Raw genomic sequence first — 22,352 nt, 5'->3', positions numbered from 1 at the left:
AAAAGATTTTTATTATAACTGGTCGGCTATAATTCCGCTGCGGGCGCTGTTTTCACGGGCAGGCGCGCCAATGTCTTCAGATCGCGGAACCCGATCAATCGCTTGCTCGGTTCATGCCACAGCCGGAAGTTCAACGAAGCCAGACTGGTCAGAAGCGTAATCGTTCTCACTTCCTGCATGCGCGGGTTGGTCTCGTGCACGGCTTCCAGATTGTAGTTTGGAATTCGCGGGCTCAAGTGGTGGATGTGATGAAAGCCGATGTTGCCCGTGATCCAATGCAGCACGCGAGGCAGTTTGTAATAAGAACTGCCATGCATCGCCGCCTTCACGTATTCCCAATCCGCTTCCTCTTCGTAATACGAATCTTCGAATTGATGCTGCACATAAAACAGCCAAATCCCAGCAACGCTGGAGACCATGAAGATCGTACCTTGGATCAGGAGAAACGTCTGCCATCCGACAGCCCAGCAAAGCAGGCCGCTTACGGCAACGATGCCGGCATTCGTTATATACGTATTCATCCGCTCTTTGGCGCCTGCGCGCTTCCGATTGAAGCGGTAGTCGATCAGGAAGATGTAGATCGGACCGATCGTGAACATAATTAACGGATTCCGATACAAACGATACACCAACCGGCGCAGCGGTGAAGCGGTCAAATATTCTTCTACGGTTAACGTCCAAATATCTCCGGTTCCTCGGCGGTCGAGATTGCCGCATGTCGCGTGATGGACGGTATGGCTGTACTTCCATTGCATATACGGCACATAGGTTAGAATTCCCGTAATCGTTCCGATAATATCGTTGGCCTTGCGATTCTTGAAAAACGATTTGTGACAGCAATCGTGGAAAATAATGAACGTCCGGACGAGAAATCCACCCGCAATGATTGAAATCCCTACCGTAAGCCAAGCGGAGATCGACGAACACAGGAAGGCGGCGAGCCAAAGCAGTAGTACGGGTCCGATCGTATTGATGAGCTGCCAAATACTGCTTTTGAGCCTCGGTCTTTCATAGGCTGATATTTCTTTTCTCCAATTGCTTTGCTGGGCTTCTTTCATTAGGTTGTCATGGTCCTCTCTCGACGCTGCTGTTCTACATGCATGTTAACATCAACGGTACTACGAAAGATAGGCACAAGGCGTTCCAATTAAATCTAAAGCTCGTCTTGATCGCCTATTATGCGCTCATCTTCGCATCGTTCGAATCTGGATTCGAAGCACGTCGATTCGTATAGGATATGTTCGAACAGGCGAAGCCGCGCGGCATTTGGGCCTTGCAACCATCTTCTTCCTGTCGTCGTCTTAGTAAATATCCAGGATCGGCGTTCCGCCGATTGAAGAATACGATAAGGAGCGTGAACCCTATGAATCGAAAGGTTATAGCCGCGGCGGTAGCGGCTTCGGTCATGGCCGGCGTGATCTTCGCGCCGCCCGGCGCGGAGAGGACGCATGCGAATGGAACTTCTCCGGCCATGCGAATAGAAGTGATGGGGAAGCCGGTCTCCTCCGGAGAGGCGGCGCTAATCGATCGCGATCGGGTACTCGTGCCGCTGCGCGCGGTTACCGAAGCGTTCGGCGCGACCGTGCAGTGGGAGGCCAAGACGAATACGGCGTCTGTCCGCAAGTGGGGCGTTACCATCCGTTTTCAAGCATTCAGCAACGCAACCGTCGTCGATCGGGCATACCCTGGCGGCTCGAGCCAAGCGAAGGATAAGCTTGACGTGTCGATGAAGCTGCGCGGAAACAGAGCCTATGTGCCGCTTCGCTACTTGGCCGCTCAATTCGGCTATGCCGCCGATTGGCATGACGGGACGGTCTTCGTCTCGTCGCCGCTCGGCAAGCAGAAGCATGATACGCTGAACGCGGGCGATCTCGCGAAGGCGCGCGAAATCGCGGTCTCCCTCGGTTACGATCCGCAATACGCGATCAAGCCGATGATCGCGGGCAACGTCGGCGAAACCGACGGCTTGACGATGTTGTTTCCCGAAGGGGAAGCGCTTCGGTTCATCCGGATCGCAGGGGATCTTGCGGAGCAGATCGAGATCGTGGATGATCATGCGGTCGTGACATGGGGCGGCCGATTAACCGGGACGAAGGCGGATCGCTTGCTCAGTTTCATGAAGCGGAAGTGGACCGGAAGCGTCGGCGAAGCACCGAAGCCGGGCGGCGATTATTTGTATTACAACACCGGCATCTTCGGAGAGACCGGATGGACGGAATACGGGATTGTCGACGCCAACGGGACGTTTACGCAGACGGGCTACCGCCACTACGGGTTCGGCGAAACGGATACCGAGACCGGCACGTTCGAAATCGCCAAGAAGGGCGAGAAGCGAATTGACGCCGTAAGTGTCGGATAACAACCGTGAAACGGATCAGAAGCGAACCATGAAGCGGCCGCCATGCCCCATTCCATCTCCGTTTATCCCTCAACCCCGATGGTCATAATAGGGAAGCATTCCAAGACACGGAGAAGGCAGCGACCCACAAATGCGAACACCCCCTCAAAAGTCTCTACCGGAGCCGAACGGCTATGCCCGCTTGATGCGGGAATACGCGGCAGTTCCCGTCAATCCCGACGTCGCGGGCACCGTCGCGCGCATACGCGCCGACATGGGCGACAGCGAGGATTTAGCGATTCGCGAAATTCGGCCCGACCGCTCGGAACGGACGGCGGGAGCGGTTATTTATATCGAAGGCTTGACGGATCAGGCGGCGGTGAACGGATATATTTTCGACCTGCTCAGCCGCTCCCTGTTGAAAGCGCCAAAGGACGGAAGCGAAGAACAATCGCGGATGTCCGCGGACGCTCATGAACTGCTGTACGGCGTCGGTCCGGTCGAAGAAGCGGCGGACATGGCGACCTTGTACGGCTGTTTGTTGTCGGGCGGAGCGATCGTTCTGCTGGACGGCTGCGAGCTTGCCTACGGCATCAATATCTGCCAGTGGAAGGGCCGGGACGTCACGGAATCCACGAATCAGACGTCCATCCGCGGGCCGAGGGAAAGCTTTACCGAGACGCTCCGGGTCAATACGTCGCTCGTGCGGCGAAAGATCAAAGATCCCCGGCTGCGGCTGGAAAAAACGATCATCGGCCGGTCGACCCAGACCGAAGTCATCCTGATGTTCATCCAAGGCGTGGCGAAGGCTTCCGTCGTCGAGGAAGCGCGCTCCAGGCTCGGCGCCATCGATATCGACAGCGTGCTCGACAGCGGCTATATCGAGGAATTGATCGAGGACGGAAGGTATTCGCTGTTTCCGACGATCTACAACACGGAGCTGCCGGACAATGTCGCCGGCCAGCTGCTGGAAGGCAAAATCGCGATCCTGGTGGACGGCACGCCGAACGTGCTGATCGCGCCGACCCAGCTCGTGACGTTCTTTCAATCGGCGGAGGACTACTATCAGCGGTTCCATTACGCGAGCTTGCTTCGCCTATTGCGCTTCATGAGCGTCTTTATTTCGCTCCTGCTGCCTTCCTTTTACATCGCCATCACGACCTTTCATCGCGACATGCTGCCGGTCTCCTTATTGATCAGCTTGGCCGCGCAGCGGGAAGGCGTGCCTTTCCCCGCTTTCGTCGAAGCGCTCGTGATGGAGGTGACGTTCGAAATTCTGCGGGAAGCGGGCGTGCGCATGCCGCGCGCGATCGGACAGGCGGTTTCGGTCGTCGGCACGCTCGTTATCGGGCAGGCCGCGGTTCAGGCGGGCATCGTATCCGCGGCGATGGTCATCGTCGTCTCCGTCACGGCCATCTCGACGTTCACGCTTCCCGCGTACAGCATGTCCATCCCGATTCGGATGCTGCGGTTCGCGTTCATGGCCATCGCCGCGAGCTTCGGCTTATTCGGCATCATTATGGGGCTGTTCGTGCTGCTGCTTCACTTATGCGCGCTGCGTTCTTTCGGGGAAGCGTTCATGTCGCCGCTCGCGCCGTATCGCGCCGTGGGAATGAACGATACGCTGCTTCGTCTGCCAAGATGGCTGTCGTTCAAACGGCCGGGCACGGCGGTAGACGGCGGGAGCAACCGGTACCGGAGGCGGTGGTGAACCATGGGCTGCATTAACGGGGTACGACGGTTCGGTATCGTCCTCCTCTGCCTGCTGCTGACGACGGGCTGCTGGAGCAGGCGCGAGCTGAACGAGCTGCTGATCGTGCTCGGCGTGGGCGTCGATTGGCAGGACGGCCAATACCTCCTCTCGTTCCAGGTCGTCAACCCAAGCGAAATCTCCTCGCAGTTGAAAGGCGGCCAGCGGCCGCCCGTTACGCTTTACGTCGGCAAGGGAAAGACGATATTCGAGGCGGCAAGATCGATGACAGCGGAAGCGCCGCGTAAAGTATACATGGGCCATCTGCAGTTGTACATCATCAGCGAAGAGCTGGCCAGAAGAGGCATGAACCATCTCGTCGACAACATGCTGCGCGATAATGAACTTCGCATGGATTTCAATTTGATTATCGCCAAGAACACGACGGCCCAAAGCCTGTTGAAACTGTACACGCCGCTGGAGAGGCTGCCGTCGAACAACATGCTCCAATCGCTGCAGACGTCGGGCAAATCATGGGCGCCGTCCGTTCCCGTCACGCTCGACCAAGCGCTCGCCAAGCTTTCCGCGGATGGAAACGAGCTGGTGCTGTCCGGCATCGAGCTGATCGGGCCGCGGCGAATGGACGCGTCCAAGCGCAACGTGGAAGTGTTTCTGCCCCCGGGCCGATTTCGCTATACGGGCATTGCGGCTTTCAAGGAAGACAAGCTGGCCGGCTGGCTGAACGAGAAGGAAAGCAAAGGGTACACGGATATTACGAACAAATTGTACAGCACGTCGATCGAACTCCCTTGCGACGAGAAGAGGAATTATATGGGGCTCGAAGTGACCTCCGCGAAAACGCGTTTGAAAGTGGTCCTGCAAGCCGGCAAGCCGTCGGCGTTCATTCATACGGAGGTGGAGTCTAACATCGTGGATCGGCCCTGTACGGACGTGGATTTGCAAAACCCGGCAACGATCAAACGGCTCGAGAAGAGCGCGGAGCGCTATATGCAGAGCAACGAAGAAGCGGCGGTAAAGAAAGCCAAGCAAATGAAAACCGATATTTTCGGGTTCGGCAGCCAGTTCGGCAAGGACCATCCGCAGGCGTGGAAGAAAATCCAGGCGCGTTGGAACGACGACTTTTTCCCGCAGATGGAAATCAAATACGACATCAAGCTTCATATCCGGAAGACGGGCACGATCGGCAATGCGACGTTGAAATCGACAAGCGGGGAGGGCGGCCGACGATGATGACCATAGCTTCGATCCTTGGCTTGCTGGCACTGGCAGGGTTCGCCTTATGGTTGGACCTGCCTGCCCTCCAGGCGCGCAAGTACAAGCGCGAAACCGCCGTTTTCCTCGTGTTCCTGCTTGCGGGAACGGCTTTGTATGCCGCGATGGCGCTGCATGTCAAGCTGCCGAACCCGTTCATGCTCATTAAGTGGATGTACTCTTGATGCGCGGCGGCTGGCGGTCGGCGGTCACGAGGCGGACGGAGAAGAGGCGGGAAAATGAAGAACCGGTATAGCAATTTCACCATATCCGTAAGGCAGTTTACCATTCTGATCGTGCTTGGCACGATCGGCGATTCCATTCTCATTTTGCCGGTCATCGTGGCCCACACGGCCAAACAGGATGCATGGCTCGGCATGTTGCTCGGCATGGTGCTCGGCATGGCGACGGGAGGCTTGTTCGTCGCCATCGCGAATGCAATGGGAAGACGGAGCTTATACGCGTCATTGAAGCAGAAGGCGGGCGCTTGGGTCGGGAGTATCGTCATGCTGCTCTTCCTGTTCGAATATTTCATCTGCGGCTTATCGCTGCTCAGCGAGATGAGCCAATTCATGACGACGCAGTTAATGCCCGAGACGCCGGCCGACGCGATCATGGTGCTGTTTCTGGCCGTCGTCGCTATCGCTTGCCGCTACGGCATCGAAGCCTTCTCCCGCATGGGGGAACTGTTGTTTCCGTTCATGCTGGGGCTGCTCGCGCTTCTGATTCTTCTCCTTCTGCCGCAAGTGGATTTCGCGAATCTGAAGCCATATGCAGGCACGGGCGCCATCTCGATCGCAAAGGGCGGGTATATGGCGTTCTTGATCGTCTTCGCGGAAATGGTCGTTCTGCTCATGCTGGTCCCTTACGTGGAGGGAGAAGGCAAACTGACGAAGCCGATCATGAAAGGCTTTGCCTTCGGCGGCGCGGTGCTCTTCGTGATCGTGCTCTTCTGCGTGCTGGTCTTGGGAACGAGTCTGATGGAAACCAAGTATTACCCCACCTACGTACTGGCGCAGAAAATCACGATCGGGAACTTCCTGGAACGGCTTGAGGCCATCATTGCGTTTCTATGGATCATAACGGTATTCTACAAAACGCTGCTGCTATTCTTCGCGTTGAAGGAAGGCATCGGACAAGTGCTGAAATTGCGCGAGAACCGGATGCTGGTGATCCCGCTCGGTATGATGCTCATCGTAGGGACGGTTGCCGGAACGCCCAACATTACCGTGTACATCGATATCCTGAATCGCTATTACCCGTGGTTTGATCTCACCTTTTGCGTCGGACTCCCGATCGTGCTGCTCGTCATTCTGTCGATCGGCGGCAAACCGGGCGGGCAGCAGGCGCAAACGCAGGGGAGTACGCCAGAGCAAACCCATGCGCAGCCGCAAGCGCAATCGCAAGGGCAGTCGCAAGCTGGAACCTGATTCGAGACGGCAGATTGACCGGGCAACATTGTCGTTCGCAAACGGTTACTCTATGATAGTAGTTATCGTTCGTTTCGCCGTCACTGGTTTTCCGATTCGGACAAATCCGCAACCAAGCAGGAGGTACTGGCATGAAGAGGATCGGTTGCCTGCACGCACATCATTCCAATATCGCTCCTATCGAAGACGCTTGCAAGCGTTTGACGCGGAGCTCGTCCACTTCGTGGAACCAGGCCTGGATCGTCTGAAGCACGATGCCGATTTTACCCCGCAGTTCGCCGAGACGAAGGTACTTGAAACGTTGGCTTGGATCTCGCGCTGCCATGTGGATGCGATCTTGGTTACCTGCACGAACTTCACGGGACTGCTGCAAGGTGACCAACACTTCGATGTTCCGGTCATCAAGATCGATGAACCGTTGAACGAGCTGCTCGCCGGCCAAGAGGAACGAGTGGTCTTCGTATTCACTAATCCTGCTACGATTAAGGGATCGACGGAGCAATTCGAGCATTTCGCTGCGAGCAAAAAAAAGGTTATTCTCGCGGAAGCCCAGTTGCTGCCAGGGACGTTCGAGCTGATTATGAAGGGCAGGAAAGAAGAATACCTTCAAGCGGTGACCGAAGGCTTGCATCGTATCGCAATGGCAAATTCGGATGCCTGCATCGCTGCCGCGCAATTATCAATGGTTCCGGCCGCACGGCAAGCTGCTGCCCTCGTTAGCGATGCGGGCATTCGCATCGTGAATCAGCTGGATGCTTTATCCGGTAACTTGGCAGACAGACTGTCTCTTGAACTCAGCAGAAGCCGTTAAGGTGCTTGTGTGAACGGGCGTCAGCGTTGAGAACGGATCGCACATCGTCTGGAAGGATGGCGCTTATGCCGTTAAAGCTGTTTCTGGTTGTTGTTCTCTTTGTCCTCAACGGTTCGGCCGCGAACGCTGAAACCCATTCGTTGGACGAAACGCCTCCATTGCTCTACATCGCAGTAAAAGCCTCACAAACAAGGATCGAAGTAGAATCAACCCGTCAATTGAACCGATTGTCCGTGGAGAAGAGTGTATGCTGGAAATGGCATGGATTTCGTCTCGTTTCATCTTCAAGATGGCTTTGTTCGTGAACGAGAATCATCACGGTTAACGTTAACGGAGCAAAGATTATTGGACGACGAGCTGCATGGAGTGTCTGAAATCCAGCATATAGCACGAGACGAGAAAACCAAGGCTGTCGCGGTTGAAATTTATGGCAGCATCAATATACCTGAAGTTTGGATCTTGGATGTCGGAAGGGAACGAGCCCGCTGGTCCGGCGCCGGATCGCTGTTAGGCTGGTCAGACGGAGGACGGCTGATGATAGCCGACCCATCCAAGAGACGGTTTATTTTTCCGAATTCTCAGCACTAGGTAACTTATTTCCCATACATTGGATTGCTGTTACCGCGAGGCATGGCTCTTAAGCCGAATTGCAGGTGACAAGGCAGTCATCCTATTAAAGTCGCATCCAATGCGGCTTTTTTTTAATTGCAAGAAGAAAGCATCCCCTTAGAAAAGGTCATGAGCTTGCTCCCATCCCCGGTTTTCACCTGAGCGTAATCCCAATCTTTGTTAAATTAGATATCAAAGTGCAACAAAAGACAAATAAAGATAATAGTTGCCGAGGTAGACAGCCTTTATAATTACAATGTAAGCGAATACAAACCCAAAGGAGGTAAAAAGTGTAACGATTCCCGCGTTCGGATTATAGTCCGTTTACATACTTGATCCGATCCACCGCTAAGCCGAACGAGTCGAAAGGCAAGCCGGCAGTCTATTTATTTGCTCATGGTGTCCCCACAAATGAATCTGCAAAGGAAGTGTTTGCGTGCTAAGAAAGAGAAGCCTGATGTCCGCTTTGCTCTCCGCTTCGCTGCTCTTGATCGTAATCGATTCGCCCGTGCTTGCGGAAGGTACCAACACCAACACCAACAGCAATAACGCGCAGGTTCCGGTAAAAATAAAGCTGACGACCGACATGCTCATCAACGAGACCGGACTTGGCGACGTCGGCATGCTGGTTGACGAGCAGGACGAAGCCGGTGACACGCCTGCCAAGGACGAGTACACCAACTGGCTCGTCAGTAACAATCAATCCTATCTGTATCCGGCCGGTGCCGTTATCGATTTGGGTCGGCGCTATAAAATTACCGGCGTTTACTTGTATGACCCGGCTGGCAGCAGCGGCGATTTCAAGGTATCGTACGGGCCGCCTTTCCAATGGGTCGAGCTGTTTACCGACCCGTTGAAGGGCAACAATGTCTGGAACAAGCACGATACCGACGTAGAGACCCGTTTCCTCCAGCTATCGAAGGTCTCCTCGGATGTGGCGATGAGCGAAATCGTCGTGTACGGCTATCCGCTAGAGGATGTGCCGGCTGCTGCGCCGAAGCCCGCTCCAACCAACTTCACGATTCCTGTTAACGAAGCCATCGGAACGAATGCCTTTATCGACTCGCCGATCGAGCAGATGAAGGCGACGGGCGTCATTCGCGAATACCACAACTGGAGCTTCGTGGAGGAGCAGGAGGGCCAGAATAAGTTCTCGCCGTCCGCGAACACGTTCTGGGATTTCGATGCCTACTACAAGCAGCTTAAGGAAGCCGGCATTATCGCCTCTCCGGCGATTCAAGGGAACGCGCCTTATGTCAACGGCAGCTGGAACGGCCAGCCCATCAAGCAAGGTGCCGATCCGCTGGATCCCCAATCGTACTTCCTGCATGCTTCGCATCTGTACCAGTATGCAGCCAGGTATGGAAGCAATCCCGTTCCGCTCGATACGATCAAGGTAGCGCCAGGACAGGAGAAAAAGACGGGGCTTGGCTATTTGGACTATTACGAGGATTGGAACGAGCCTGACGCTTCGTGGCAAGGCGACGGCAATGTCTACTTCTCGCCCTATGAATTCGCAGCCATGGTTAGTGCGGACTACGACGGTCACCAGTCTGCGCTTGGTAAAGAATATGGCGTGAAGAACGCTGATCCGAACGCCAAGCTGGTCATGGGCGGCCTTGCGGATGCGGGCTCGGTCGGAAACGTATCGGCGAACTCCTATATCAGAGCGATGAAGTTCTGGGCCGATTATCACCGCACCGATGGCGTATTTCCTGCGGATGTGCTTAATATCCACCATTATTGGGACACAGGCTGGGCAGGCAGCCCGCAGTCGCCCGAAGAAGGTCATATGAAGGAATGGCTCGAGGAGTTCGTCCAGTTCCGCGATCAATATTTGCCGGGCAAAGAGCTGTGGCTGACGGAATTCGGCTACGACACCAGCAAGGGGATTGATCCGCTCGGCTATTGGGGTTCGCGCACGAGCATCCAATCGGAGCAAGTGCAAGCCGAATGGATTATCCGCGGCTTCCTGGCGTCATTGGCGGCCGGCATCGACCGGACGACCCAATATATGATCCGCGACGCGAACGACGATCCGAACAACAATATTCAATACAGTTCCAGCGGATTCACGTCGACCCGCAACACGGGAGAGGTTCCCAAGATTTCCTGGTATTATATGTACACTTTCAAGGATGCGCTGAAGGGCATGGTGTTCGACAAAGAAGTAGAATCGAATGATCCGAACGTTTGGATTTATAAATTCAAGAGCCTGGAAGGCAGCAAGAGCGCATACGTCGTATGGTCTCCGACCCGAGACGGCTCGAAGGTGAACGGTTACAAGCTGCAGCTTGACGGCAAACCGTCCAAGGCAACGTCCGTTGAACTGACGGATAAAGACACGGACGGCGTGGCGAAGGAGCTGTCCATCCAGAACGGCGCGGTCAAAGTAAACGTCAGCGAGAAGCCGCTGATCGTGCTGACCAATCAGAAGGCGGCAGGCCTGAAAGAGAGTTCCGTCAGCGAACAAATCGCGATTCCGGCAAACGGAAACACTACGACGCCTTTAACTGCCACAGTCACGGACCAGAACGGTGCGCCGGTCGGGACTGAATCCGTCATTTGGAATGTCACCGATTCGTCCGGTCATAATGCCAACGGCTTGTCGATCGACAAGAAGGGCGTGTTGACGGTGAAGTCTTCGGCCAAAGCAGGCAGCTATACGGTTACGGCAAGCACGTCCACGAAGCCGGCCGTTCGGAAATCAACGACGATCGCGTTGTATAAGGCAGCTGCGGCCGGAGTTGAAATCAGCGGCGTGGATGCGGCGGCAATCCCTGCCGAGGGAAGCAGTACTGCTAATTATGCAGGCAAGGTTACGGACCAGCATATGTCAGCGATGCCCGGAGAACTCGATTGGAAGGTATTCGATGCAGCGGGACATGCCGTCAATGACGTCAACGTTGACAAGCACGGCGTGCTGTCCGTCAAGAATTCGGCCGCCGCAGGCAGCTATACCATCCAGGCTTCGCTTCATTCCAACGCGAGCGTGAAGGCAACGAAGACGGTCACGCTGGCGCCCGTAGCGAAGGTAGATATCGTCTCCGCGTTCGGCGATGGCACGCTCTACAGCCAGATTACGATCCCGCCGTCCGGGAAGATCACGATCACGTCGCCGTACGCCGCGAAGTCGATCAGCCAAGCGGACGGCAAAGGCGCCTCGATCGGGAATGACGGCTACGCCTATTCCGTCGTGAAGTCGGACACCGGCGCGCTCGTCTATACGATGAGCGTCGACAAGTCCGGTTTCTTGACCGTCAACAGCCGCACCGCACCGGGCATGTATAAGATAACGGCCGTATCCAAAACGAACCCGGCCGTAAGCGGCACCTACGAGCTCAACCTGTTCAAGCTCGCCGGCGCTTCAATCAGCTCGGGACCCGATACCATTGCGATTCCGGAGCATGACAACGTGCTTGTCAAATACGGCGAATCGACGCAGGGCGTGGCGCTCGGCATTCCTGCCTACGACAATATGTTCAACGGAAACTCGTGGAACTTCTTGTACAAGTGGGAAGTGTTCGACGATCAAGGCAAGCCGGCCCGATATTTGACGTTTAACGCGAAGCCCGATCCGAACAATACGCTGAACGTGTCGTCCAAGGCGAAGCCGGGCGTCTACACGATCCGAATCACGTCGACGATCGATCCGGCCATTACGGCCAAGAAAACGATCACGCTTACCGGGAAGTAAGTATTATTAGCCGCATTGCAAACGGAATGACAATCGCGGCAGCAGTCGCAAAATACTAACGCATTCGAAGCCCTCCCGTGATCGGGAGGGCTTCGTCTGTCGAGAAAGCTGTTTGGCGATGCGGCAGCCTTCAAGCAGCAATCCGCTTCGATGCGCCTAATGGCAGCAATAAGGAATTTTGTACGTTGCTATACGCTGTCTTATTCGGCGAGCGGTATAAGTGCATATCTGCACTTATCTCTACACTTTCACAAGTAACGAGCAGAATAAGGGCATATCTGCACTTATCTCAGCACTTTCGCAAGTAAAGAGCAGAATAAGTGCATATCTGCACTTATCTCAACACTTTCGCAGGCAATCAATGGAATAACTGCATAGCTGCACTTATTTCGCGAAAAACAAGCTACTAAGCGCTCGGAAACTAAAAATAAGTGCAGATTTGCATGTATTGCTCCGGATTTACTCTATCAGCCGGAAATAAATGCATAGTTGCATTTATTTTCTCCTGTCGACGGTAGCAATCACTTGGGAAGGAGGTCTATGGAGTGCGCCTAGTGCTAATGCGGCGCCCCTTCGAATTCGATTCCGCAAGGTCCGGGGCTCTCATTCTTCTGCACCTGAACGATCTCGCCGTGACGGTTATGAAGGCTGTCATGGATATGATGGCCGAGCCGAAGCGTGGATTCGCCCACGTAGTGACAGATGAAAGACCGGCGGAAACGGTCTGCGGAATAGTTGGGATAGGAGCCGTGTATGGTGCTTCCGTTGAAGAACAGCACATCGCCGGCCGCCATAGTCGCCGGGACGATCCGGCTGCCTGCGGGCAGATCGACTTCGTCGCGAAAGAAAGAGACGGCGGGATCCGCTTCGTGCGGGCACTGGATATCGAGGCTCTGGGTTTGCGGCACCACGACAAGACCGCCATTTTCCTCGTCGCAATCGTCGATCGCGGTCCACGCCGCGATGCAAGTGCCGGGCTCCACGCGCAAATAATAATTATCCTGATGCAAGGCCTGACCTCGCGAGCCCGGCGGTTTGTAGTAGAACATGCTTTGCGCGGCGAGCGGCTCTTCGTCCATCATGTCGGCGAGGATATCCACGATGCGCGGGTCGAGCATATATTGTCGTGCCAGCTCAACAATGCGATGCGGATAGAGGATCCGCGGATACAACAGCAAGGGATCGCCGTTCGCCACCTCGGGGGGAGCAGGTTCAAAATAGCCCGGGAGCACGCCTTGTTCCTGTATGTCCATGAACGTATCCCGGATTGCGCGTACATCCTCGCTATCGAACAATCCCCGGATGATCAAGTAACCTTCATCCTTGAATTGTTTTTTCTGTTCGGCCGTCAAACGGTCGGGCTTGAATGGGGCTTGCATGCCAAGACATCCTTTCTCGTTGAGATTTGGTCATATCTAGCATAGAATAGTCGGTAAATGGAAGAAATGAATGCGTTTGCTAAAATGATATACGATTTTACTGCCGGAAGAAGGGGGCGCAATGGCGTTGAACGAGCATTTGTTTCGCTTCGATACCGAGACGGAGTCGCCCGAGGTCGGCGTGCTGCTCGCGGATCATTTTCGCCGGCCTTTCGGCTTCCAGGGACATCGCTCCAGGGGGACGGGGGATTGGCTCATCGTCTACACGATTCATGGAAGCGGTTCCTTTCGGGTGGACAGGGAGGTGCATGACTGCGGTCCGGGAGATGTCGTGATCCTGCCCCCGGGCGTGCCGCATCATTATGCGTCCAACGAAACCGGCGAATGGGACATCCTGTGGACGCATTTCGTGCCGCTGCCGGATTGGATGCCGTGGCTTGCGCTGCCGAGAACCGGAGAGGGATTGATCTGCCTCCATCTCCGAGGCGACGAGATACGGGGCAGAATCGAGCAAACCTTCCATCGGCTGATCCGCGATTCGTCCTTGACGGCGCCGGTTAACCGCGAACTGGCAAAGCTGGCGCTAGCGGAGGTGCTGGTGCTGCTCTATCACTACAACGGCGAGCAGGAGAGCGATCGCATCGTGGACGAACGGATCAGCCAGGTGATCCGGTACTTGTCCGAGCATCTGCACCTCAAGCATCGGCTGTCTGATCTGGCCGCTATCGCAGGCTTGTCGCCGTCCCGTTTCTGTCATCTGATGAAGGAGCAGACCGGCGATACGCTTACCGAACGGCTGAACAAGATGAGACTCGCGAAAGCCGCAAGATTGCTGGAATTAACATCGCGCCGGATCAACGAAATCGCGTTCGACGTGGGGTTTGACACCGCCTATTATTTTAGCCGGCTCTTTACCGGCCACTTCGGCGTCAGCCCTACGGCATATCGGCAGCGTATCCGGCAGAAGCAGCAAACATCGCTCTGAAGGAGGCGGAAGCGGCATGAATCGGCTCAGGCACTTGCTCCTGCGAAGCATTCAAGCCCGTTTGATGATGTTTATTTTCGTGATGATCATTCTGCCATTGCTATTTCTGGGGTTTATGATGTTCCGCGCATCGTCGGGCATAATCGAGAAAAGCGTCACCCTGAACACATCCGAAACGATGGACCAGGTGCTCGACAATATCGAATTTCATCTGAGCGGCATGGAAAGCGTGGCCACCGACATCATTTTCAATTCCACCATCAACAGCAGCCTGCGCAAGGTGAAGGGAGAATACGACGAGGAGGAGATCCAGGCCGTCAATGAAATCAAAGCCGTGTTAACCAAGCAGCTAAGCGTGCAGGACGGCATCGAGTCGGTATTCCTGATCGGCGACAAGTACTTCCTTGTCAGCAGCAGCAATACGAATACGGCCTCTCCGCTCGACCATGTTCCGGAGCTGATGAAGAAGCAGGATTGGTACCGGGAAGCTTCCGATCGGGGAGGCAAGAGCTACTTTACGATCGTTCCGGAGCAAAATAAGCCGGATGACGGAACAAGCACGTCGGGCGAAGAGGGGATAACGCGCGATGCTTCGGAGCAGAACAGGCCGATTCGCTTGGCCCGTCTGTATCGGGACATCCAGACCGGCAACCCGCTCGGCCTGCTTGGCGTCGATATGGATTACCGGGTCATTGACGGGATCGTGTCCAGGCTGCACAGCGGATACAACAGCTCGCTGATCCTGATCGACGAAGCCGGCAATACCATTTATAAACGCGATCCCGGTCAGCGCTTTGCCGCGCAATCAGCATTGGACAGCATGGAGCTGTCTCGGCTTGAGAGCGGCGTCGATCAAGTGAAGGTCGACGGCCAACGGATGCTGCGCATTTATCGGACCTCCCATCTTGGCGGATGGAAGGTCATCCAACTCATTCCCTACTCCGACATATTGGCCCCCGTTCAATTCATTAAGAGGCTGACCCTGCTGCTGGTATTGATTTGCCTGGCCGCGGCGCTCATCATGTCCGCATTCATGTCGAGAAGGCTGATGAAGCCGCTCATGAATTTGGTGGGGCTCATCAAAAAGGTGCAGCTTGGCGATCTCGACGTTCGTCTGGATACGATCCGCAATGACGAGATCGGTTATCTGAGCAAGAATTTCAATATGATGACCTCTCGTTTGAAGGAAATGCGCAATGAGATTTACCGGGAGCAGGAATTGAAACGGCAAGCGGAGCTGTCGGCGCTGCAAGCGCAAATCCAACCTCATTTTCTGTACAACACGCTGGATTCCATCAAGTGGATGGCCGTGATCCGAGGCGAGCAGCAGATCAGCGACATGATATCGGCGCTTGTGAACCTTCTGCGCAACAGCGTCAATCTGGGCAACGAGACGATTCCCCTCCGGAAAGAGATCGAGAACCTCAAGCATTATATCCACATTCAGCAAATGCGGTATTATCATTCTTTCGAGATGGCGTACAAGGTAGCCGACGAGACGCTCGATTACGGGATCCCCAAGCTCATTCTGCAGCCTATCGTGGAAAATGCTTTGTTTCATGGCCTCGAGGCTATGGAGAACAATGGTTTGATTACGTTAGAGGCGAAGCTGGAGGACGGACATCTCGTCTGCCGAATCAGCGACAACGGCAAGGGCATGGCCGGCGATCTACTGAAGGAAGTCATGGAGGGGAGAATCAAATCGCGGTTCTCCGGCATCAGCGTCAAGAACGTGCACGAAAGGCTGCAGCTGCATTACGGACCGCAGTACGGATTGGAATTCCAGAGCGTCGAGGGCATGGGAACGACGGTAACCGTTCGTTTTCCCGCAGTGCCGCTGAAGGAGGAGGCCCGGATTGCATAAAGTATTGTTCGTCGACGACGATATTCTTGTTCGGGTAGGATTGCGCGTGTTGATCGACTGGGCCGGCGCGGGCTGGGAAATCGCGGGCGAGGCCGCGAGCGGCGTGCAGGCGCTGGAGATGATCGAGTCGATGAAGCCTGACTTGCTCATTATGGACATGAAGATGCCTCAGATGGACGGGGCGGAGCTGCTCCAATGCCTGCGCGAGCGGAGCCGCAAGCTGCAGATCATCGTGCTCAGCTGCTACGATGATTACAACTATATGCGCGAGGCGCTGGCAGCCGGAGCTAACGAATATATCCTGAAACCGGAACTGACCGGTACGGTGCTCGAGGAAGCGCTTGGCCGCATCAGTGCCCGCATCGACGAGAAGGAGCAACGGGACAAGGAATATTACGAGCTTAAGAAGCAGGCGGCTCTGCATGCTTATTATGCGATGGACAATTTCTATCGGGAGCTGCTGCGAGGAAGTTACGCGTCGCAGGAAGAACTGGATGCAGCAGCGGCGCAGTATGCGATCAAGCTGCCTGATCATGAATATGCAGTGTTGTTATTTTCGGCCGAACCGCATCGAGGCGTACCGGAGCAGCAAGGGCAGCAGAAGCGGGAAGCCGTGGAGAATTCCTTGTTCAACATCATCCAGGGGCTGCTGCAAACCCTTCCCGCATCCAGCATGATCCGGGACGTTGACAGCGGCGATTATATCGCCGTGGTCAGCAGTCCTGCCGGAGGCCAGCTGCTGCAAGAAGCGGAGAACGTGTCGAACCGGGCGGTTCAGGCTGTCGCGGCGTATATGCGATTGAAGCTGACCGTAGGAGTTAGCGGGATGGCTCGTGATCCGCTGCAGCTTCACCGGGAGCTCGGTCATGCCAGAGAAGCTTTGCGCTGCAGGCTGCTGCATCACGACCGGATGGTGTTCTCCCATAGGGAATTTGCGGCAGACGAAGGTCAACTCCGCGAAGGGTTGAAGAAGCTGCAAGCCAGGCTGCAAGAGTTATTCATGGCTCTCGTCGGCGGTCATGCGGGCCAAAGCCATGATCTTCTGCAGAACCTCGTTGGCGAGTCATGCGGAAGCGGCAGCAGCAGACTTCTGAAAGTCCTGTGCACCGAATTGGCCAGCTGGTACAACAGGCAATTGGATTATTCCGTCTTTGAAGGCAGGCCTGTCCATGAAGCGGACTACTTGAATGTGGAAGAGCTGCTGAATTCCCGGGAGCCATCGGAGCTCGCGCGGTTGTTTCTGGATCGGGCAGGCAAGCTTCGCGAGGACGCGATCGCGACGCCGGCAGCCGGAGTAACGCCTTCCATTCGCAGGGCGATCGCATTCATCCAGGCCCATTATGAGCGTCCGATCACGTTAACCGACCTGTCGGAGCATGTCGGGATAAGCAAAAGCCATTTGAGCGTCGTGTTTCGCGAGCAGACGGGCCTCAATTTCGTGGACTATCTGACCCACTATCGCATTGAAAGAGCGAAGCAGCTGCTGCGGCTGGACTCCGGCAGGATTTATGAAATCGCCACGATGGTCGGCTTCGACAACGAGAAATATTTCAGTCAGGTATTCCGTAGCAGAGTAGGGGTCACGCCGACCGAATACAAGAAGTCGATGCTTTAGGAGGCACCAGAAACCGAATATTTTGCACCTATTCGAAAGATTTTGGAGCTTTACGACCGGTTGATGAGCGCGGCCGGCCGGCAGTGGAAAAGCCGAAATAATTTGGGGGAAATCAAAAGGATACCGCATTGTGGCAAATGGCGCCCGGGGCTACCATGATAGTAACGGCAGAAAGCGTTTACATAACCGCGCAAGTGGATCATGCGCGCCAGCGCTGCCGTAAATCAACTTTGGGGGGATTCTGTTTGATAACCAGTAAAAAGAAGCTCCTATTCTCGATGCTGCCGATTCTCGCCATGCTTCTTGCAAGCGCTTGCGGTAACGGCGGCAATAACAACGACGGCGCCAGCAACGGCGGGGCGAATTCGGACGGCAATGCTGCGAGCACCGACGGAGCGGACAACGCGGATTCTGCGCCGACGAACAGCAAACCCGTTACGCTTCGCATCCTGGGCAGCTCGGGTTTCACGGAGGATATCATCAAGTCGATCGCACCCGAGCTCGAAGCCAAGGGGATCAAGCTGGAAACGGAGTTTTACGATTGGGTGACCTATGACGGGAAGCAGAAGCTCGCCATGACAAGCCAGGGCGGAGATTACGACGTCGTGTTTCTCCCCGGCAACTATACCGTGCTGTGGGCGAACTCGAAGGCAGCGCTGCCGATGGACGACTTCTTCTCGAAATTCGGCTATGACGAGAACGATTATTATGAGTCCGTCAAAAACTACGGCAAGGTGGACGGCAAATGGTATATGGCTCCGTTCTCCGCCGAGGCGATGGTGTATTTCTACCGGAAGGACCTCTATGATGCAGCAGGCCTGCAGCCGCCCAAAACCTTGGATGAAATGTACGATACGGCGAAGAAGCTGACGAAGGACGGCATTTACGGAATGGCCTATCCGGGCGGACCGGATGAAGGATCCTCGAGCTTCTGGAGTTATTTCTTCTGGTCGCACGGCGGAACGTATTACGACAAGGATATGAAGCCGCTGCTGAATACGCCGGAAGCGGTCAGTTCCGCGGAGCTGTTCGCCAAGATTCTCAAAGAAACGGCGCCTAAAGGAGTGGCGACCTGGCAGAACGAAGAGACGGTCGCCGCTTTCAATTCAGGCAACGTGGCCGCTACGATCATGTGGCCCGGCTATCTCAGCACCTTCACCGATAAGACCAAGAGCAAGATCTACGACAAGTTCGCGGTAGCACCCGTGCCTGCCGGACCAAGCGGGAAGGCGGTTCCGCGCTTCGGAGCATGGGGAATCGCGGTCACGTCCAACGTCAAGAACAAGGATGCGGCGTATGAATTCATCCATGCCTTCACCAAGCCGGAGACGATGAAGGAGATCGCCAAACAAACATCAACGGCAAGCAAGTCCATCAACGGCGATCCGGAGCTGCGCAAGCTCAATCCGACGCTCGGCGCCTCTGCCGACGTGCTCGATACGGCGCAAGAACGTCCTTCCTTCGCAGAATCGGCGCAGATCAACACGCAGGTGGGCAATGCGATCAACTCGATCGTCGCTGGCAAGCCGGCCAAGGAAACGCTGGATGCCGTCCAAAAGACGGTGGAAGGCATTCTCAAGGATGCGGGCTATTACGACAAGTAAGACCGCTAGTCTGACAGTAAGTATGGCAGTAAGTAAGATCGCAAGTAAGACCGCAAGTAAGACGGCAAGTAAGATCGCAAGTAAGACGGCTAGTTGTTGACAGCTGGAGCCGAACGGCTTTACTGCCGCTCGGCTTCCCCTTGTTCAGACGAAACGAAAGGAGAGGGCCATGCGAAAAAATGCAGCTCCCTACGTGTTTCTGGCACCTACCTTGCTATTGTTTATCTGCATCTTCGTGTTTCCGATCGGCTACGTCATCTGGACGAGTATGTTTCGCTGGAATCTGATGAAGCCGCAAGCGGGACAAGATTTCATCGGCTTCGATAACTTTAGCAGCATGCTGGCCAATGACCAGTTCCGCGAATCGATCATGGTCACGCTGAAATTCGTCCTTCTCTCGGCGCCGACCGGGATTTTGCTTGGTTTGGGACTGGCGCTGCTGCTTAACCGGCCGTTTCGGGGGAAACGACCGATACAGGCGCTCGTTCTGACCCCCATGATGATCGCACCGGTCGCGGTCTACTTGTCCTGGAAATTTCTGCTCGAGCCAACGTTCGGCATCGTCAATTATATGCTCAGCTGGTTCGGCATCGAGGGGCCGGGTTGGTTCTCGGATACGAGCACGGCATTGCTCTCCGTGGCGCTGGTCGATATTTGGAGCACGATTCCGTTCGTCTTCCTTGTCATGTATGCCGCGCTTCAGGCAGTGCCGCAGGATCCTGTGGAATCGGCGCAAGTGGACGGGGCGAACCGGTGGCAGATTTTCTGGCATGTTACGCTGCCATCCATCAAGCCGGTGCTGCTGGTGGTGCTGATTATCCGAATCATGGACACGATACGCATCTTCGACAACATCTACGTGTTGACCAAAGGTGGGCCTGCCAACGTGACGCGGACGGTTCAGTTCCTTGACTACGAGCTTGCCTTCAACGCATTCGATATCGGCAAAGGCTCCGCTTTGGCGCTTATCATCGTCGCGATCATTCTGCTCGTCGGATCGCTGCTGATCCGCGAAATGAACCGGACGAACGAGGAGTTGAGAATCTGATATGAGCGAGATGATGACCGGCGAAGCGCGGGGGAGGCCTCGTACGCATATAGGTAAAGCGGGTATGCAATTCACGGGCATTCGCAGAACAAATAAGGCGGAGTCGCTGCTGTTCTCGCTGCTTGTTGCAGTGGCGCTTCTATTCCTGCTGCTGCCGAGCTTCTGGATGGTGGTGACGGCTTTCAAGTCGAACTCCGAGGCGATGTCGCTGCCGCCGAAGCTGCTCTTTACGCCGGTGCTGGACAATTTCGCGACCGTGCTGAGCAATCCCAGCTTTCTCAAGTCGTTTCTCAACAGCGCCGTCATTGCGATCCTGACTACGCTGCTAACCTTGTTCTGCAGCGCAACGAGCTCCTATGCACTAACGAGATTTCGTCTCGTAGGCGCCAACACGCTTTCAACTTTGATTCTGATTTCAAGGATGATTCCGGCCATCGTACTTGGCCTTCCGCTCTATATTATCGCCAGGAAATTGGAGCTGCTCGATTCGTATTTCATCATGGTTATCGCGATCACGACGTTTGCGCTCCCGTTCCAAATCTGGCTGCTGCTCGGCTTCTTCGCCCAAATCCCGAAGGCGCTGGACGAGTCGGCCCTGATCGACGGCTGCAGCTGGTATTCCGCGTTCATAAGGGTCATTCTCCCGATTGCCGCTCCCGGCCTTGCGGCAACGGCGATCATGACGTTCCTGTTCAGCTATAACGACTTCTTCTTCTCGCTCATTCTGACGGGGAAGAACATCAAGACCGCGCCGCTCGCCGTCATGGAATATATGGGCCTGCGAACATTCGACTGGGGCGCGATCATGGCGACCGGTGTGCTGCTGGCGATTCCGACGCTGTTCATCGGCATCGTCTTCCAGCGCTTCATGATCCAAGGCATGACTGCCGGCGCGGTCAAGGGGTAGTCATTTGTCATTGGGTTTTCATCCAAGAAAGGCAAGGAGCGAAGCTCCTAGAGGCACTCAATATGAAATCGGAGTCATGACAGCGGGACATCTCCTCATATATTGATTTGATGGCTATCAATATAAGAAGGGGAGGTTGTCCGGTCCTGAAACGATACAGCAGAAAAGCGGGTATTCTATCGATCGTTCTCTTGCTAGCTTGGAGTGTTATCTCGCTTCCTCTCGCAAGCGCCGAGACAAGCAAAAACGAGCTGCTCATCATAAATAAGAAAACGAATCAATTGGCGTTCTTCGTAAATGGGGAACTCATCAAGACGTTCTCCGTCGCCACTGGCAGGAACCGTACTTTGACGCCCGAGGGAAGCTTCACCATCGTGAACAAGATCAAGAACAGACCGTATTACAAAGAAAAAATTCCCGGAGGCGATCCCCGCAATCCGCTGGGCGATCGCTGGTTAGGGCTCGAAGTGAACGGGACTTACGGAACGACCTATGCGATCCATGGCAATAATAACGCTTCCTCCATCGGAAAGTACGTGAGCGCCGGCTGCATCCGCATGAAAAACGAGGAGATTCACTGGCTCTTCCCGCAGATCGAGCTTGGCGCGAAAGTCATCATCACGACGTCGGCGCTTTCGATGGTCAAGATTGCAGAGGATAATGCGTATCCGGTCGTGCAGCCGTACGCAGGTAAATTAGTGCTGAACGGTGAGACGATGACGCCCGTTCATCCGCTGATCCTCGCCGACGCGCAAGTGTTCATTCCCATGCGAGACGTCTTCGAAATGCTGGGCGCGAAGGTACAGTGGAACGCAGCGGCCAAGACGGTCACGGCCGTGATCGGCGACCGAACGATTACGCACACGCCTTTGACGAGCGAAGTGATTGTCAATGGATCATTACTGACGATGACAGCCTCCAGAATCATGGCGAATACGGTCATGCTGCCGTTACGGGCGATTTCTGAGCTGATCGGGTATCGCGTGGAATGGGACGGCAAAGCGAAGGAAATCCGAATCGACCGGTAAACGCATGAAAATGAATGATTGTCGAGCTGAAGTCCGGGATCCCATCCCGGGCTTTTTGCGCATGTGGCGATATGC

General features: G+C 55.1%; 16 protein-coding genes. 14 read left to right on the top strand and 2 right to left on the bottom strand.

The window, feature by feature from the left end:
* Positions 1-26: 26 nt before the first annotated feature.
* On the bottom strand, positions 27-1,058 hold the full coding sequence (gene desA / locus AC0YNU_RS07725; protein ID WP_475754923.1) for a Delta(5) desaturase DesA: 1,032 nt from the start codon (positions 1,056-1,058) through the stop codon (positions 27-29).
* A 305-nt stretch (positions 1,059-1,363) separates the two neighbouring features.
* Here desA and AC0YNU_RS07720 point away from each other — a divergent pair, with 305 nt between their 5' ends.
* The 7 genes from AC0YNU_RS07720 (at position 1,364) to AC0YNU_RS07690 (ending at position 11,847) form a co-directional block, all read left to right on the top strand.
* Positions 1,364-2,359: a copper amine oxidase N-terminal domain-containing protein gene (locus AC0YNU_RS07720; RefSeq protein WP_475754921.1), complete on the top strand. Its 996-nt coding sequence runs from the start codon at positions 1,364-1,366 to the stop codon at positions 2,357-2,359.
* A gap of 130 nt (positions 2,360-2,489) precedes the next feature.
* Positions 2,490-4,049: a spore germination protein gene (locus tag AC0YNU_RS07715; protein ID WP_475754919.1), complete on the top strand. Its 1,560-nt coding sequence runs from the start codon at positions 2,490-2,492 to the stop codon at positions 4,047-4,049.
* 3 nt (positions 4,050-4,052) lie between these two features.
* Positions 4,053-5,279, top strand: coding sequence for a Ger(x)C family spore germination protein (locus tag AC0YNU_RS07710; RefSeq protein WP_475754917.1), 1,227 nt, complete (start codon positions 4,053-4,055; stop codon positions 5,277-5,279).
* The gene (locus tag AC0YNU_RS07705; RefSeq protein ID WP_475754915.1) at positions 5,276-5,485 is read left to right on the top strand and encodes a hypothetical protein; all 210 of its coding nucleotides are present in this window, start codon (positions 5,276-5,278) and stop codon (positions 5,483-5,485) included. The genes AC0YNU_RS07710 and AC0YNU_RS07705 overlap by 4 nt, the downstream gene beginning before the upstream one ends.
* A 54-nt stretch (positions 5,486-5,539) precedes the next feature.
* Entirely contained in the window at positions 5,540-6,730 is a 1,191-nt protein-coding gene (locus AC0YNU_RS07700; protein WP_475754913.1) for a GerAB/ArcD/ProY family transporter, read from the top strand.
* Between the two features lie 223 nt (positions 6,731-6,953).
* Positions 6,954-7,541 carry a hypothetical protein gene (locus AC0YNU_RS07695; RefSeq protein WP_475754911.1) on the top strand — a complete coding sequence of 196 codons (588 nt, stop codon included), beginning with the start codon at positions 6,954-6,956 and terminating at the stop codon, positions 7,539-7,541.
* 1,045 nt (positions 7,542-8,586) lie between these two features.
* Entirely contained in the window at positions 8,587-11,847 is a 3,261-nt protein-coding gene (locus tag AC0YNU_RS07690) for an Ig-like domain-containing protein (protein WP_475754909.1), read from the top strand.
* 557 nt (positions 11,848-12,404) lie between these two features.
* Here AC0YNU_RS07690 and AC0YNU_RS07685 read toward each other — a convergent pair.
* Positions 12,405-13,226: a phytanoyl-CoA dioxygenase family protein gene (locus tag AC0YNU_RS07685; RefSeq protein WP_475754907.1), complete on the bottom strand. Its 822-nt coding sequence runs from the start codon at positions 13,224-13,226 to the stop codon at positions 12,405-12,407.
* A gap of 121 nt (positions 13,227-13,347) precedes the next feature.
* On the opposite strand from AC0YNU_RS07685, the gene AC0YNU_RS07680 reads away from it, so the two are divergent.
* The 7 genes from AC0YNU_RS07680 to AC0YNU_RS07650 all read left to right on the top strand — a co-directional run bounded on the left by AC0YNU_RS07680 (position 13,348) and on the right by AC0YNU_RS07650 (position 22,277).
* Positions 13,348-14,211 carry a helix-turn-helix domain-containing protein gene (locus tag AC0YNU_RS07680; protein WP_475754905.1) on the top strand — a complete coding sequence of 288 codons (864 nt, stop codon included), beginning with the start codon at positions 13,348-13,350 and terminating at the stop codon, positions 14,209-14,211.
* 16 nt (positions 14,212-14,227) lie between these two features.
* On the top strand, positions 14,228-16,075 hold the full coding sequence (locus AC0YNU_RS07675; protein ID WP_475754903.1) for a cache domain-containing sensor histidine kinase: 1,848 nt from the start codon (positions 14,228-14,230) through the stop codon (positions 16,073-16,075).
* The gene (locus AC0YNU_RS07670) at positions 16,068-17,690 is read left to right on the top strand and encodes a response regulator (RefSeq protein ID WP_475754901.1); all 1,623 of its coding nucleotides are present in this window, start codon (positions 16,068-16,070) and stop codon (positions 17,688-17,690) included. Before AC0YNU_RS07675 ends, AC0YNU_RS07670 begins: the two co-directional genes overlap by 8 nt.
* Positions 17,691-17,935: 245 nt before the next feature.
* Positions 17,936-19,294 (top strand): ABC transporter substrate-binding protein, encoded by a 1,359-nt coding sequence (locus AC0YNU_RS07665; RefSeq protein WP_475754899.1) that lies wholly within the window; start codon positions 17,936-17,938, stop codon positions 19,292-19,294.
* Between the two features lie 169 nt (positions 19,295-19,463).
* Complete coding sequence (locus AC0YNU_RS07660) at positions 19,464-20,342, top strand: carbohydrate ABC transporter permease (protein ID WP_475754897.1); 879 nt, start codon at positions 19,464-19,466, stop codon at positions 20,340-20,342.
* A gap of 1 nt (position 20,343) precedes the next feature.
* Positions 20,344-21,249, top strand: a complete 906-nt coding sequence (locus AC0YNU_RS07655) for a carbohydrate ABC transporter permease (RefSeq protein WP_475754895.1) — start codon at positions 20,344-20,346, stop codon at positions 21,247-21,249.
* Between the two features lie 110 nt (positions 21,250-21,359).
* Positions 21,360-22,277, top strand: coding sequence for a L,D-transpeptidase family protein (locus tag AC0YNU_RS07650; RefSeq protein WP_475754893.1), 918 nt, complete (start codon positions 21,360-21,362; stop codon positions 22,275-22,277).
* Positions 22,278-22,352: the final 75 nt, after the last annotated feature.

It is taken from the genome of Paenibacillus sp. J31P316 (genome assembly GCF_056269105.1).
This window is presented reverse-complemented; position numbering and strand designations above follow the sequence as displayed.